This window comes from Chromatiales bacterium (genome assembly GCA_024234935.1).
GTDB lineage: Bacteria > Pseudomonadota > Gammaproteobacteria > Steroidobacterales.
The window spans coordinates 329,920-344,041 of sequence record JACKNI010000001.1; the positions used below are offsets into that span (position 1 = coordinate 329,920).

Sequence of the window (14,122 nt, forward strand, 5' to 3'; positions counted from 1 at the left end):
GGACCGTGAACGATAAAGTGCACATCACAATGGATCGGCGGGCGGCCGCTGAACTCGGGCGTTAGCCGTCATGAATTCGCTTGTATTGGCACTAGCGGTTTCGTTCGTCGCAGCATCGGCTGCGGCGGGCGCTCCTCACCCTGACTCCAGCGTTGTTCGGGGCGACTTTGACGGGGATGGAGTCATTGATCGCGCCACGCTCGTGCAGAGCGAGAGTAAGGTAGAAATCTCCATTGAGCGCGGAGGCGCCTCCGCAGCAGTGCAGGTCCTAGAGTTTGGTGTAGGCCCCTCCAGACAGGATGCTATCTGCCAGTTGCCGGCTGAGCTGATCGCCACTCCTCAGAATTGCAGCCCCATGGATGAACCCTTACCCGGCTGCAAAGTAATTACGGGGGCCATTGGCCTCACACTGAGTGACGGTGAGTGCGACTCGATCCACCTATATTGGGATCATGCCGCCTCTCATATGGCCTGGTGGCGCCTGTGACGGCTAACCAATCGTTCGAGCGGCCCGTGACGCATCATCGCGAGGCGCGCTCCGCGTCGCCCGGTCATTGTGCGCGCAGAGCGCGCCTGGCACGGCTGAGCGCGGCCGCTCAACTCAATCGTTAGGTTTCTCGGACACATTTGTGGACAAGCATCTTACGGTGACAGGGCTGCGCCTAGAACGGCGATTCGACGGCGTAATTGAGTGGTCACGCGGCGAACTCGGGGAGCTCACGTTAGGGCCAGACGAAGCAACGTTCAAGGATTGGTCAATTCCTTACGCGGCGATAAGTGAGGCAGCCCTGAATACCGAGCGGATGCTTTTCAAGAGGGTGCAGTGCCTGGCAATCGACGCAGAAACAGGCAAGTACATATTTACGCTCCACAATCCGATAGCAACCGCGGACGACTTCCCGTTTTCGGTTCGCACAACAGAACGAAGATCGGCCATTGGAAAGTTGATCCTGGTTGGGACAATATTCTTTCTGGCGAAGATTGCATGGGATGTTCTTAAGCCGTGGGCATGAAACCTAACCAGTCGCTCCACCGGTCGCCTGACGCGTCTGTCACGCGGCTTGCAAGGGCAACCCGCGCGCCAGCCGCTGGCGCCGGTGAGCTCGATCGTTATACGCATGAATTGCCATCGTACGCTTAAACCTGCCGTGTATGCGAGTCTCCTTCTTAGCATCCTGAATGCAGGGGCTCTGGCGGACAGTTGGTCGTTTCGGAAAGAGAAAACGGAAACTGTCCACCAATTTGGAAAAACAAAAATACTGAGGATCGTGGACGCGACGAATGACCAACAGTATCCCTCGTTCACAGTCGACATTTATACCGATGATCAACTGGTCGGAAGATACGGCAACGTCAGCTTTGACCAAATATTTTCCTCGAAAGATAATTCTCTATTCGTGGGCCTTTCGAACAATGGGCTTCCCGGTACGGCAATTCTTATTTTTGACAGCTCGGGCAATTTGAAGCTTGAGATCAAACACGGGTTGGGACATTTTAGGTATTGCGAAGAAAGCGCGAGCCTAGTCCGCACCTGGTTTAGCGCGGAGCATGCAGACTTCGCTTTTGAATATGCAGAAGGAAATGAAATAAAGGACATGACCCTACGTCTTTGCGACGGAAAACTGGCGTCTCTGAATTCGGTAATCGAAAATGCGTATAACAAGTAGCTGCACCGGACCCGTGAGACTCCGCGGCAAATTGTGCGTCGCGCGTTGCGCTCTTTTCGCACAGTTTGCCGCTCCGCTCACGGTCCGGTGAGCACAGCGTTAGGTTGCCCTATGAGAATCCGACCATTTCTTCGCTGGTGCTATACATCGCTGCTAGGTCACCTAGTCCTATTCGGAGGGAGCTTTACGCTGGTTGAATTCGTCACGTTCTCCTGTCTGGACTACCAAGATGGAACACTAACGTTTCATCGTGCCCTATATACCGCGGCCACAGGTGCCGTTTGTGGTGTGGTAGGGGCGATTCTCGTTTGGTACACAGTTACGAGGCCGCTAATCGCTCGACAGCAGCGATCTAAGCCTGGGTTGGAATCAAAGCATTCGTGACACCACTGCCGTGCGACAGCGCGAATTAAACATTAACGAACCAAGCTGACCACTACTTGCCAGTGCCCAGATTCATCCGCCTTGGCGCGCAATCAGATGAAGAAGGACCTGCCCATGCGGGTCTTCTTTATCGAATCGGATCTCGTTCTCCAGCCCCTACTGCTGGTTCGCCCCCGTTTCTACGGACGGCTCAGTGATGGCGCTCTCGCGAGTCGGTCAGGCGGTGCGTGTGAGCGGGATGACGGTTGCGCCGATACGAAGGGTGTCGAGATAGTCCGCCCACGACTGCATCATCCTCTTGCGTTCAGACAGATGCTCGGCAAAGTTGTATGCCGCGCGCACGGTGTCGCGTTCCGCATGCGCAAGTTGGCGCTCGATCGCGTCGCGGTGCCAGCCTTGTTCGTTGAGTCGGGTGGAGGCCATGCTGCGGAATCCGTGGCCGGTCATTTGATCCGACGCGTAGCCCAGGCGGCGCAGGGCGGCGTTGACGGTGTTCTCGCTCATGGGGCGGCCATTGGTGCGTGCGCCGGGGAATACATACCGACCCTTGCCGGTCAGCGGCCTCAGCTCGCGCATGACTTCGACGGCCTGGGTGGATAACGGAACAATGTGCTGCTCGCGCATTTTCATGCGCGCGGCCGGGATGCGCCATTCGGCGCCGTCGAGATCGAACTCGGCCCACTCGGCCCGCCGCAGTTCGCCGGGGCGCACGAACACGAGCGGGGCGAGGCGCAGGGCGCACTTGGTGATGAGGGCGCCTTTGTAACCATTGATCGCGCGCAGCAGTTCGCCGATGGCCTTCGGCTCGACGATGGAGGCAAGATGGGTTCCCCGGGTCGGTGGCAGCGCGCCGCGCAGATCGCGCGTGGGGTCGCGCTCGGCGCGACCGGTGGCCACTGCGTAGCGGAATGCCTGCCCGCAGTTCTGCGATGCGCGGTGTGCGGTTTCGACCGCGCCGCGCGATTCGATGCGCCTTAGAACAGACAGTATTTCGGGCGCGGTGATCTCCGCTATCGGCCGCGCGCCGATCCACGGGAAGATGTCCCGTTCGAGCCGGCGCAGGATCTTGCTGGAGTGGGTCTCGGCCCAGGAAGGCGAGAACCTGGCGAACCACTCCCGCGCGACGACTTCGAAGCTGTTGGCGGCCCGGTCGCCCTTGGCCGCCTTGATCGCTTTTCGTTGCTCGCCCGGATCGACGTCGCTCGCCAGCAGCTTGCGTGCCTCGTCGCGTCGATCTCGGGCGGATTTCAGGCTCACGTCGGGATAGACGCCGAAGGACAGGCGCTTCTCCTTTCCGTCAAAGCGGTACTTCCAGCGCCACCACTTCCCGCCAGCAGGGCTGATTTCGAGGTACAGGCCGCCGACGTCGAACAGCCTGATGCTCCTGGCTTGCGGCCTGGCAGAACGGATTGCGCTATCGGTCAACGGCATGTGGGGGCAACTCCCTGTGACTGCCTCCTGTTGCCCCGAGAGTTGCCCCACTTGTGGGGGCAGATTCGGGCGGAAGGCAAACAACCATGTCGGACAATATATATAAAAAAACCCACTGTTTCCAGTGGGTTATAGGACGTCTTCGGAATGCTTTGGTAGGTCAATTGGTGGAGGCGGCGGGAATCGAACCCGCGTCCGCAAGTCCGCTGCTCAAGGATCTACATGCGTATTCCGCCTTTTTTCTTGCTGGCAGCTACCCGACGGACAGGGACAACTGACAGCCAGTCCAGTAATAGGCAGTTAACCGTCGGGTCCTGGACGAACCCTCGGGCGAGCTTGTGTTTGATGACTCCTGGCTCCGGACCGCACAAGCACGGACCCGGTCAGAAGGCTCTAGCGCTGGTTTTTAAGCAGCGAGAGCGTAGTTGTCGTCGTTGGCAACTATAAGGTTTGCAGATGGATTTACGAGGTGATCTGCACCTCGGCATGCACCCAGAGGTTTGTAACCCACGTCGAAACCATGTCGCCCCCGGTAAGCCGATTATTGGGGCTGCGGTCGGGGAAGACAAGGGCGTGGGTCGCGACTGAAGCCGCAGCTGCGGGCGCTCCTACCCGCGACGCAGCAGGCGGCTCTTCTGCCGCTGCCAGTCGCGATCCTTGATGGTGTCGCGCTTGTCCTGGCTTTTCTTGCCCTTGGCGAGCCCCAGCGTGACCTTGACTTTGCCCTTGTCCCAGCGCATCGCCAGTGGCACCAGCGTGTAGCCGTCACGCTCGACGTTACTGCGCAGCCGGTCGATCTCGCGGCGGTGGAGCAGGAGCTTGCGCAAGCGCACGGGGTCGGGGTCTACATGGGTGGAGGCGGAGGGCAGGGGCGCGATATTGGCGCCGAGCAGCCACACCTCGCCATCCCTGAAGATCGCGTAGGCTTCCTTCAGGTTGCCGCGTGCGGCGCGCAGGCTCTTTACTTCCCAGCCGGTCAGCGCGATGCCGGCCTCTATCTGGTCTTCGATGAAATAGTCGAAGCGCGCCTTGCGATTTTCGACGATAAGGCTGGATCCGGCGCTTTTGGCCGGTTTGCTGGTTTTGGCTGAGTTCATGGGTGAATTGTCGGCGAGGCGCAGTTCGGCAACAATCCTGCCAAGTTTGTCTGGATAGCGGAAGCGAAATCGTTCCACATGCGTGAAGTTCACCGCAGCGCCATCGTGCCGTATCCGGCGCCCGCCATGTATGCGCTGGTGTCTGATCTCGAGGCCTATCCGCAGTTTCTGCCCGGCTGCACCGGCAGCTCCGTGCTGGAGCGGGGAGCCGATTCGGTGCTGGCGAGCCTTTCACTGTCGAAGGGGCCATTCAAGGCTACGTTCACCACCCGCAATGTGCTCGAGCCGCCGCGCCGGATGACCATGGACCTGGTCGATGGGCCATTCAGCAGTCTGCACGGGGAGTGGACGCTGGTGCCGCTTGGTGAAAACGGCTGTCGTATCGAGCTGCGGGTGAACTTCGAATTTGCCGGCACGACGCGCGATTTGCTGCTCGGGCCGGCTTTCGAACTGACCTGCGGCGGGCTCGTGGACGCTTTCGTCAGTCGCGCCAGGAAGCTCTATGGCTGAGCTCATAGAGATGCAGGTGGCCTATGCGCGACCTGATGTGCAGGTGGTCAGATCACTGAGCGTGCCGGCTGGCACCCGGGCGCGCGCAGCACTGAAGGCGTCGGATCTCCTTGCGGAATTCCCCGAAATTGATCCGGACCGTTGTCCGCTGGGTATCCATGGGCGAGAGATCAGCGGGGAGCGCGTACTGCGGCAGGGCGAGCGGCTCGAGGTTTACAGGCCGCTCCTCAAGGATCCGCGCACGGCGAGGCGGGAAGCGGTCGCACAGGGCACCGTGCTCGGCCGTAGCGGCCGGTAGCGCATGCCTCAGGACGGTTTGTCGATTGGTACGTCCTGATCGATCTTGCGGACGGTATCGCCGTCGAACCAGATGATTACCCAGTGCTGCAGGGCTTTATTGCCCCTGCCCGGCTTCAGGTAGTACATGTAGTCCCAGCGATCCTTGCGAAACCCCGTGCCGGCAACCGGTGTGCCGAGCAGAAAGCGTACCTGGCTGCGGGTCATGCCGATCTGTACGGCGTCGATGTCGGTCTGGTCGAGCAGATTGCCCTGCTGCACGTCGACGCGGTACACGCAGGCCGTCGTCAGGCCGCAGAGCAATAAGGAAATGAGGAGTCTGGTCAGCAGGCTGCGCATCAGGATCCGCCCCATGTTTCGGTGCTGGTAGCTGTGGGATAGCTGGTGGATAATCCGGGCGGATGATAGCCGATCGAAGCTGCTGATGGAGATCAACGATCTACGCAAGGCGGGGCTCAAGGCCACGACGGCCAGGTTGCGGATACTTGAAATCCTGCAGCAGGGGGGCGCCCAGCACCTCAGCGCGGAAGAAATCTATCGTCGCCTGGTCGAGGCGGGTGAGGAAGTCGGCCTGGCTACCGTGTATCGGGTGCTGACGCAGTTCGAGAACGCGGGGCTCGTCACTCGCCACAATTTCTCCAGCGACCATTCGGTTTTCGAGATCGGCTCCCGCAAGCATCACGACCACATGGTGTGCGGTGAGACGGGTCGGGTCATCGAGTTCTCCAGCGACGAAATCGAGCGCCTGCAGCGGGAGATTGCCCGCAAGCACGGCTACGAACTGGTCGATCACAGCCTGGTGCTGTACGTGCGGCCGAGGAAGGAAAAAGACTGAGCCAGGCCGGCGTTCAGGCCGGCGTACGCCGCCGGCCAGCGGTCTTCGGGGGCTTCCCGGGGGCTGGCGCTGCAGCAGCAGCGAGCATTTCCTGTGCGTGTGCTCGGGTCTGTGCCGTGATGTTCAGGCCACCGAGCATCCGTGCGGTTTCCTCCACGCGCTCCGCTGCATCGAGTTTCTGTACCGAAGTACTGGTCTTGCCGCGCACGGCCTGCTTCCGCACTGTGAAATGCTGACTGGCCTGTGCCGCGACCTGCGGCAGATGCGTGACGCAAAGCACCTGACGCTGGCCGCTCAGTTCGCGCAGCTTGCGGCCGACGATTTCTGCCACGGCGCCGCCTACACCGGCATCGACCTCGTCGAAAATCAGCGTTGGCGCACCGTGTGTTGCCGTGGCAACCACCTGAACGGCCAGATTGAGGCGCGACAGCTCGCCGCCCGAGGCGACGCGACTCATCGGCGCCGGTGGCTGACCGGGATTGGTGCTGACCAGAAACTCGATGTCGTCGACGCCCTCCGGGCCGATGGCCGCATCCGGTAGTGGCCGGATGCGTATTTCAAACACGCCGCCGGCCATGCCGAGTGTAGCCATGTTCTGCGTGATCGCTGTCGCGAGCTTTGTGGCGGTCTCGGCGCGCCGGACGGTGAGCTGTGCTGCAAGCGTGTTCAGCGCGCTGCGCTTCGCGGCGGCGACGTTTTCCAGGCGGCTGCAGGTCTCGGCGTAGTTGCCCAGTTGCGCCAGTTCATCGCTGAGTCGCACCTGAAGCGCGGGCAGCTCGTCCGTGGTGATGCGATGCTTTCGTGCCGCTTCCTGGAGCGCTGCCAGCCGATCATCGAGTTCGCTTTCACGGGCCGGGTCCTGGTCGATGGTGTCCATGCGCTGCCGGATCAGGTCGGCGGCTTCGCGAATCCGGATGTCGGCCTCGGTGAGCATCTGCAAAGCCGCGTCCAGCCCTGGATCGAAGCTGAGGACCTCGTTGAGCGCCTGGCGCGCAGCGGCGACCGCGGCCTGCGCCGAACCGCTGTCGTCGTCATAGGCGCGCCCCAGCGCTGTGTGGAGCGCAGCGGCGATCTGCGTCCGGTGGCGCAGTGCGCGATGTTCGCGTTCAACTTCGGCGTATTCGCCCTCGCGCGGATTGAGCGCCTGCAGTTCACTGACCTGAAACGCCAGCAGTTCGCGGCGGCTGTCGCGGTCGCGCTCACGCGTCAGCAATTCCCGGTATTCCTGCTCGGCAGCTCGCCAGCTGTGCCATGCGTTGCGCACCGCATCCCGCAGGCCGAGGGTGTTTCCCGTGCTGTCGAGCACCTCGCGCTGCGTACCCTTGTGGCGCAGGGACTGATAGTCCTGTTGGCCACAGATGTCCACCAGCAGGCCGCCCAGTTCACGCAGCGTCTGCGCCGGAACGGGTCGTCCATTGATCCAGGCGCGCGAGCGCCCGTCGCTGCCCACCACGCGACGCATGACGCAGTCGCCGGATTCCTCACCGAGTTCATTCTCAAGCAGCCATGTGCTGGCAGCGCGGTTATCTGCTGTGTCGAAGGTGGCGCTTACTTCGAGGCGCTCCGCGCCGCTGCGGATCGCGAGCGCATCACTGCGTTCGCCAAGCGCCAGCGCCAGAGCGTCGATGAGTATGGATTTTCCGGCGCCCGTTTCGCCGGTCAGTGTCGTAAAGCCGGGGCCGATCTCGATTGCGACTGCTTCGATGACGGCCAGATCGCGGATTTGCAACTCACGCAGCACTAGGCACCATCAGTCTTCTGGGGCAGGTGGATTGGTGTGCTCTCGCGCGCATCGCGCCCCCAGAGCAGTTTGCTGCGCAGGATGCCGAAGTAGTCGTAGCCGACCGGGTGAATGAGTTCGATCCGTTCTTTCGCTGCACGTACCCGGATACTTCCGCCCGGGCCGAGCTGCCCGACCGGCTCGCCGTCACAACTGACGTCGGCGTGTTCGGACTGCGCGGCCCGCAGCCGGACTTCGGCAACGCGCGTGGCAGGGATCACCAGTGGCCGGTCGCTGAGGGTGTGCGGGCAGATCGGAATCAGTAACAGTGCCTCGAGGCTGGGTTCGACGATGGGACCGCCGCAGCTCAGCGCATAGGCGGTAGAACCGGTGGGCGTGGAGACAATGAAGCCGTCGCCCAGGTGAGTGTTTACGTACTGTCCGTCAACAAATGTCTGGTACTCACACATGCGACCGGTGGCGTGCCGTTTGATGACCACATCGTTGAGCGCCATGCTGCTCGACACGATTTCCTCGTCGTGTCTCAGATCGACCAGCAGCAGCATGCGCTGTTCGCTGACGTATTTGCCGGCCAGAACCTCGTCGACACGAGCGAGCATGTGCTCCGGACCCACGTCGGCGAGAAATCCCAGCCGGCCGCGATTGATGCCAAGCAGGGGAGTCTGGCGGCCCGCAATGCGTCGGGCGGCATAGAGCATGCTGCCATCGCCGCCGATCGCGATCACCAGGTCCGCACCGTTGGCGATCTTCGTGTCGGGCACCCGGCGCACCTGCCTGGGCAGCGCGCGGCTGCGCAGCGATTCGCTGGCCTGTACCTTGAGGCCGGCGGCAAGCAGATGTGTGGTCAGCACCTGCATGGAATCCAGCGTGCGCCGGTCTTGCGGGTTGCCCATCAGTGCGATGGTGCCAAAGCGTGCGGCGCGCGTTTTCTTACTGGTCACAGGAGGCCCCGGTGCAGGAACGGTTTTACGCCCGCAATCCGGGCGCAGCAGCTATGCGCAACATAAAGGGTCCAGCCACGCCGCGGCAAGCAGCGATAGCCGGTTTTCGATGATGCTCCTTGCCTTGACACCCGCCGCAGGCGGTTGCTAGCGTGCCTCGCTACCAGTACGCGTTCCTGCAAGATTCCTGATCCCTGAAGCATGAGCAGTGAAACGACCCGCCCCGTTCCCTCCGAGCGCGCACAGCACATTCTGCGCGTCCTGGTAGAGCACTATATCCGTGACGGGCAGCCGGTGGGTTCCCGTACCCTGGCCCTGGAGGCTGGCCTCGCTCTCAGCCCGGCCACCATCCGCAACGTGATGGCGGATCTTGAGGATCTGGGTTTTATCACCTCTCCGCACACCAGCGCTGGCCGGATTCCGACCGCGCGCGGCTACCGCTTTTTCGTCGATACGCTCGTGCGTCTGCAACCGCTCGCCGAGCAGGAAGTTGCAAAGCTCCAGACCCGCTTCGAGGAACGGCAGCGCGGCGATGCCAAGTCGATTGTCACCACGGCTTCGTCGGTGTTGTCCGGGTTGACCAGCCTTGCGGGAGTGGTGACGTTGCCGCGGCAGTCGCAGGTCACCCTGCGGCATATCGAGTTCCTGCCGCTGTCCGGACAGCGGGTGCTGGCGATCCTGGTGGTCAATGATGCCGAGGTGCAGAACCGCATCCTCGATATGCCACGCGACTACAGCGAGGATGAGCTGCGGCGGGCGGCGAATTATCTCAATCAGCAGTTTGTAGGGCGGGATATCGACGATGTCCGCACGCGTTTGCTCGATGATATGGATGTCACCCGCGAGTCGATGAACCACCTGATGCTGGAGACCATCGTCGTGGCCGACAAGGGGCGCCAGAGCGGCCGTGACGGCTCGGGTTACGTGATGTCAGGTGAAACGCAGCTGATGAACTTCCACGAGCTCTCGGACGTGGAGAAGATCAAGCACCTGTTTGAAGCGTTCGGAGAACAGCGGGAGATCCTGACGCTGCTTGACCGCAGTCTGGAGGCTGATGGCGTACAGATCTTCATCGGCGAGGAATCGGGTTACCGGATGCTGGATAATTGCACCATCGTTGCGGCGCCATATTCGGTAGACGAACATATCGTCGGGGTGCTCGGCGTGATCGGCCCTACCCGCATGGCCTACGAGCGCGTCATACCCATCGTGGAGATCACCGCACGGCTGGTTGGCGCGGCCTTGAATTCCTCGTCCTGAGCCCCACTATGGTCTGAGCGGGCGATGGTCCGCACGTTTGTCTGCGCCTGCCAGTATGCTGATTTCAGGAGTAATGCCATGCCGGATACCGAACCCCAGGAGCCCACCGCAGAGATGGCAGATGCCGGAGGCGGTGAGCAGGGCCAGGCGGCGGATCCGGTCGCAGAACTGAGGGAAGCGCTGAAGCGGGCTGAAGCGACGGCTGCCGACAACTGGAACCGGTATCTGCGCTCGGTCGCCGAGATGGAGAATGTACGCAAGCGGGCCGCCCGCGACATCGAAGCCGCGCGCCGTGCAGGTATAGAAAAACTGGCTACGGAGCTGCTGGTCATTGCCGATACCCTGGAGATGGGGCTCGAATCGGCGGGAACAGCCTCGGCGGAGAGTCTGCTGGCCGGCAAGGAGGCCACGCTGCGCCTGCTGCAGGCCGCCTTCGAGAAGTTCAACATCGAGGCGGTCGACCCTGCCGGTTACCGTTTCGACCCCCAGCTGCATGAGGCCATGAGCATGCAGCCTTCGAATACGGCCGAGCCCAATTCGGTGCTGGCGGTCCTCCAGAAGGGCTACCGGATCGGCGACCGGTTACTGCGGCCGGCGCGTGTGATCGTCGCTGGTGAGCCGGTGGTGTCGCCTGCGTCCGGGGTGGAAGACACTTCGGGCGGCGAGTCCGCTTGAAAACGGCTGATCCGCTCCCATTAGTGGTGACAGACAGCAATATTTTATTGACGACAGCAATCTTCAACGGAGCGACTGGATGAGCAAGGTAATCGGCATAGACTTGGGTACAACCAACTCCTGCGTCGCGGTGATGGAGGGCGGCAAGCCCAAGGTCATCGAGAACAGCGAGGGCGACCGGACCACGCCGTCGATCGTCGCCTTCACCAAGGATGGCGACGCACTGGTGGGTCAGGCTGCAAAGCGGCAGGCGGTGACCAATCCGGCCAATACGCTTTTCGCCGTCAAGCGGCTGATCGGTCGCAAGTTCAAGGATGAGGTAGTGCAGCGGGACATCGGTATGGTCCCCTACAAGATCATCGGTGCCGACAATGGTGATGCCTGGGTAGAAGCCGGTGGCAAGAAGATGGCTCCGCCGGAGATCTCCGCGCGCGTGCTGATGAAGATGAAGAAGACGGCCGAAGACTATCTGGGCGAGGCGGTGACGGAAGCCGTGATTACCGTCCCGGCCTACTTCAACGATTCACAGCGACAGGCAACCAAGGACGCCGGCCGGATCGCCGGGCTGGACGTCAAGCGCATCATCAATGAGCCGACGGCGGCGGCCCTTGCCTATGGCATGGACAAGCAGCGCGGTGACCGCAAGATCGCGGTCTATGACCTTGGCGGCGGCACCTTCGATATCTCCATCATCGAGATCGCCGAGATCGACGGCGAGCATCAGTTCGAGGTGCTGGCGACCAACGGCGATACCTTCCTTGGCGGTGAGGACTTCGACCTCCGCGTGATCGAATATCTGGCCGGTGAGTTCCAGAAAGAAAGTGGCGTGGACATTCGCCGTGACCCGCTCGCCATGCAGCGCCTTAAGGAAGCCGGCGAGAAGGCCAAGGTGGAGCTGTCTTCACTGCAGCAGACTGAAGTCAACCTGCCCTATATCACTGCTGATGCAAGCGGCCCGAAGCATCTGAATATCCGCCTGACGCGCGCGAAGCTCGAATCGCTGGTCGAAGACCTGGTCGAGCGGACCATCGCGCCGTCGAAGATGGCGCTGAAAGACGCCGGTCTCAAGGCCAGCGATATAGATGATGTGATTCTGGTGGGTGGCCAGACGCGCATGCCCAAAGTACAGGAGGCGGTGCGCAATTTCTTCGGCAAGGAACCGCGCAAGGACGTCAATCCGGACGAAGCGGTGGCCGTTGGTGCAGCGATCCAGGCGGGCGTGCTCTCCGGCCAGGTCAAGGATGTGCTGCTTCTGGATGTGACTCCGCTGTCGCTGGGTATCGAGACCATGGGCAGCGTCATGACCAAGCTGATCGAGAAGAACACCACGATCCCGACCCGTGCAACCCAGGTGTTTTCGACTGCGGACGACAACCAGACGGCAGTGACGATTCACGTGCTGCAGGGTGAGCGGGATCAGGCGCGGCACAACAAGTCGCTCGGCCGCTTCGACCTGTCGGATATCCCGGCGGCGCCGCGCGGTATGCCGCAGATCGAGGTCACCTTTGACATCGATGCGAACGGCATCCTGAACGTATCGGCCAAGGACAAGTCCACGGGCAAGGAACAGAAGATCGTCATCAAGGCATCCAGCGGTCTGTCCGAGGATGAGATCAAACGCATGGTTACCGAGGCCGAGAGCCATGCAGAGGAAGACCGTCAGTTCCGTGAGCTGGTCGATGCGCGCAATCAGGCCGATGGTCTCGTGCATACTACCGAGCGCATGCTGCGGGAACTGGGTGACAAGGTCGATCCGGCCGAGCGCGGGCCTATCGAGTCGGCACTGTCTGATGCCAGGGAAGCGATAAAGGGCGACGACAAGGCCAAGATCGAACTCAAGGCAAAGGCGCTCGCGGAAGTTTCAGCGGTGCTGGCACAGAAGGCTTCAGCGCAGGCCGGGTCGGGCAGCGATGAGGGTGCGGGTGCGGGCAGCGCAGGCAGTAGCCAGGATGGCGTGGTCGACGCCGAGTTTGAAGAGATCAAGGACGGCAAGGACCAGTCTGGCACTGCCTGAAGCGCGGGCCTGAATACGGGTTTTCGGACCCGTCATGTCACTGGCTGACAAGGGTAGACGGCGGCCTGGTGCGGTGCACCGGGCCGCGTTTGTATTGGTGAACCAAGCGGATAGCAAATGACGAAGCGCGACTATTACGAGGTACTCGGTGTCGGCAAGGATGCCGCTGAGGCTGATATCAAAAAGGCTTACCGTCGCCTGGCCATGAAGCTGCATCCGGATCGCAATTCAGGCGATACAAAGACCGAGGCTGAATTCAAGGATGTCAAAGAGGCCTATGAAGTCCTCTCTGACCCGCAGAAGCGCGCCACCTATGACCAGTTCGGTCACGCCGGGCTCGAGGCGCAGGCGGGTGGGGGCCGGGGCAGCCACGGCTTCAATCCCGGTGATGCTTTCGGCGACATCTTCGGCGATGTTTTTGGCGATATTTTCGGTGGCGGCGGAAGGCGTGGGCGCTCGACGGTTTTTCGCGGGGCCGATCTGCGTTACGAGCTTGCGCTGACCCTGGAGCAGGCGGTTTTCGGCGATACCGTCAATCTCCAGTTGCCCACCCTGGTGGTCTGCAATACCTGCGAAGGCTCTGGCGCAAAGCCGGGCACCAGGCCGGTGACCTGTCGAACCTGCGAGGGCAATGGCCAGGTACGCATGACGCGTGGTCATTTCTCGATTCAGCAGCCGTGCCCGACCTGTCGCGGCTCCGGCCAGCAGATCGAAGAGCCGTGCAGCAGCTGCCAGGGACGCGGGCGCATCCAGAAGAACAAGACGCTGGCAGTCAAGGTTCCGGCCGGTGTCGATAGCGGCGATCGCATACGGCTTTCCGGTGAAGGAGAGGCGGGACAGAATGGCGGGCCCTCGGGTGATCTCTATGTAGAGATACACATACAGCCCCACGACATATTTCAGCGCGATGGTGCCGATCTTTCCTGTGTCATCCCGATCAGTTATGCCACGGCCGTTCTCGGCGGTACGGTGGAAGTGCCGACCCTGATGGGTGAGGTGGCCTTGAAGGTTCCGCCGGAGACACAGTCCGGGCGTGCGTTCCGTCTGCGTGGCAAGGGCGTACGGCCTGTGCGGGGCAGCGGCCCCGGTGACCTCTATTGCCGGGTTGAGGTTGAGACACCGGTCAAGCTCACCTCCGCACAGAAAAAACTTCTGGAGAGCTTCAACGAGGCGCTGGTCGCCGGCGGAGACCGGCATCGACCGCGCAGCCAGTCGTGGCTCGATGGCGTGAAGCGCTTCTTTGCTAAAGTCGGTTCCTGATTCGCAACGT

General features: G+C 61.7%; 14 protein-coding genes and 1 other RNA gene. 9 read left to right on the top strand and 6 right to left on the bottom strand.

Annotated features, from left to right (window positions below):
- Positions 1 to 647 precede the first annotated feature (647 nt).
- The gene (locus H6979_01575) at positions 648 to 1,013 is read left to right on the top strand and encodes a hypothetical protein (GenBank protein ID MCP5138535.1); all 366 of its coding nucleotides are present in this window, start codon (positions 648 to 650) and stop codon (positions 1,011 to 1,013) included.
- A gap of 48 nt (positions 1,014 to 1,061) precedes the next feature.
- Positions 1,062 to 1,667 carry a hypothetical protein gene (locus tag H6979_01580; protein MCP5138536.1) on the top strand — a complete coding sequence of 202 codons (606 nt, stop codon included), beginning with the start codon at positions 1,062 to 1,064 and terminating at the stop codon, positions 1,665 to 1,667.
- Positions 1,668 to 2,267: 600 nt separating this feature from the next.
- On the opposite strand, the gene H6979_01585 is transcribed toward H6979_01580, so the two are convergent.
- The 3 genes from H6979_01585 to smpB form a co-directional block, all read right to left on the bottom strand.
- Positions 2,268 to 3,482, bottom strand: coding sequence for a tyrosine-type recombinase/integrase (locus tag H6979_01585; protein MCP5138537.1), 1,215 nt, complete (start codon positions 3,480 to 3,482; stop codon positions 2,268 to 2,270).
- Between the two features lie 165 nt (positions 3,483 to 3,647).
- Positions 3,648 to 4,013, bottom strand: a transfer-messenger RNA (tmRNA) gene (gene ssrA, locus H6979_01590).
- A 77-nt stretch (positions 4,014 to 4,090) separates the two neighbouring features.
- On the bottom strand, positions 4,091 to 4,579 hold the full coding sequence (gene smpB / locus H6979_01595) for an SsrA-binding protein SmpB (GenBank protein MCP5138538.1): 489 nt from the start codon (positions 4,577 to 4,579) through the stop codon (positions 4,091 to 4,093).
- Positions 4,580 to 4,657: 78 nt separating this feature from the next.
- On the opposite strand from smpB, the gene H6979_01600 reads away from it, so the two are divergent.
- Both H6979_01600 and H6979_01605 read left to right on the top strand, forming a co-directional pair.
- Positions 4,658 to 5,089, top strand: coding sequence for a type II toxin-antitoxin system RatA family toxin (locus H6979_01600; protein MCP5138539.1), 432 nt, complete (start codon positions 4,658 to 4,660; stop codon positions 5,087 to 5,089).
- Positions 5,082 to 5,387, top strand: a complete 306-nt coding sequence (locus H6979_01605; protein MCP5138540.1) for an RnfH family protein — start codon at positions 5,082 to 5,084, stop codon at positions 5,385 to 5,387. Before H6979_01600 ends, H6979_01605 begins: the two co-directional genes overlap by 8 nt.
- An 8-nt stretch (positions 5,388 to 5,395) precedes the next feature.
- Here the strand turns inward: H6979_01605 and H6979_01610 are convergent, their stop codons facing one another.
- Positions 5,396 to 5,728 (bottom strand): outer membrane protein assembly factor BamE, encoded by a 333-nt coding sequence (locus H6979_01610; protein ID MCP5138541.1) that lies wholly within the window; start codon positions 5,726 to 5,728, stop codon positions 5,396 to 5,398.
- A 76-nt stretch (positions 5,729 to 5,804) separates the two neighbouring features.
- Here H6979_01610 and fur point away from each other — a divergent pair, with 76 nt between their 5' ends.
- Positions 5,805 to 6,221, top strand: a complete 417-nt coding sequence (gene fur / locus H6979_01615) for a ferric iron uptake transcriptional regulator (GenBank protein MCP5138542.1) — start codon at positions 5,805 to 5,807, stop codon at positions 6,219 to 6,221.
- 13 nt (positions 6,222 to 6,234) lie between these two features.
- Here the strand turns inward: fur and recN are convergent, their stop codons facing one another.
- Positions 6,235 to 7,962 (bottom strand): DNA repair protein RecN, encoded by a 1,728-nt coding sequence (gene recN / locus H6979_01620; protein MCP5138543.1) that lies wholly within the window; start codon positions 7,960 to 7,962, stop codon positions 6,235 to 6,237.
- Positions 7,962 to 8,903 carry an NAD(+) kinase gene (locus H6979_01625; GenBank protein MCP5138544.1) on the bottom strand — a complete coding sequence of 314 codons (942 nt, stop codon included), beginning with the start codon at positions 8,901 to 8,903 and terminating at the stop codon, positions 7,962 to 7,964. Before H6979_01625 ends, recN begins: the two co-directional genes overlap by 1 nt.
- Before the next feature lie 201 nt (positions 8,904 to 9,104).
- Here H6979_01625 and hrcA point away from each other — a divergent pair, with 201 nt between their 5' ends.
- From hrcA to dnaJ, 4 genes are all read left to right on the top strand, one after another.
- Complete coding sequence (hrcA, locus tag H6979_01630; protein ID MCP5138545.1) at positions 9,105 to 10,163, top strand: heat-inducible transcriptional repressor HrcA; 1,059 nt, start codon at positions 9,105 to 9,107, stop codon at positions 10,161 to 10,163.
- Positions 10,164 to 10,241: 78 nt separating this feature from the next.
- The gene (grpE, locus tag H6979_01635) at positions 10,242 to 10,838 is read left to right on the top strand and encodes a nucleotide exchange factor GrpE (GenBank protein MCP5138546.1); all 597 of its coding nucleotides are present in this window, start codon (positions 10,242 to 10,244) and stop codon (positions 10,836 to 10,838) included.
- Between the two features lie 79 nt (positions 10,839 to 10,917).
- Positions 10,918 to 12,852: a molecular chaperone DnaK gene (gene dnaK / locus H6979_01640; protein MCP5138547.1), complete on the top strand. Its 1,935-nt coding sequence runs from the start codon at positions 10,918 to 10,920 to the stop codon at positions 12,850 to 12,852.
- Positions 12,853 to 12,969: 117 nt separating this feature from the next.
- On the top strand, positions 12,970 to 14,112 hold the full coding sequence (gene dnaJ, locus H6979_01645) for a molecular chaperone DnaJ (GenBank protein MCP5138548.1): 1,143 nt from the start codon (positions 12,970 to 12,972) through the stop codon (positions 14,110 to 14,112).
- The last annotated feature ends 10 nt before the right edge of the window (positions 14,113 to 14,122 follow it).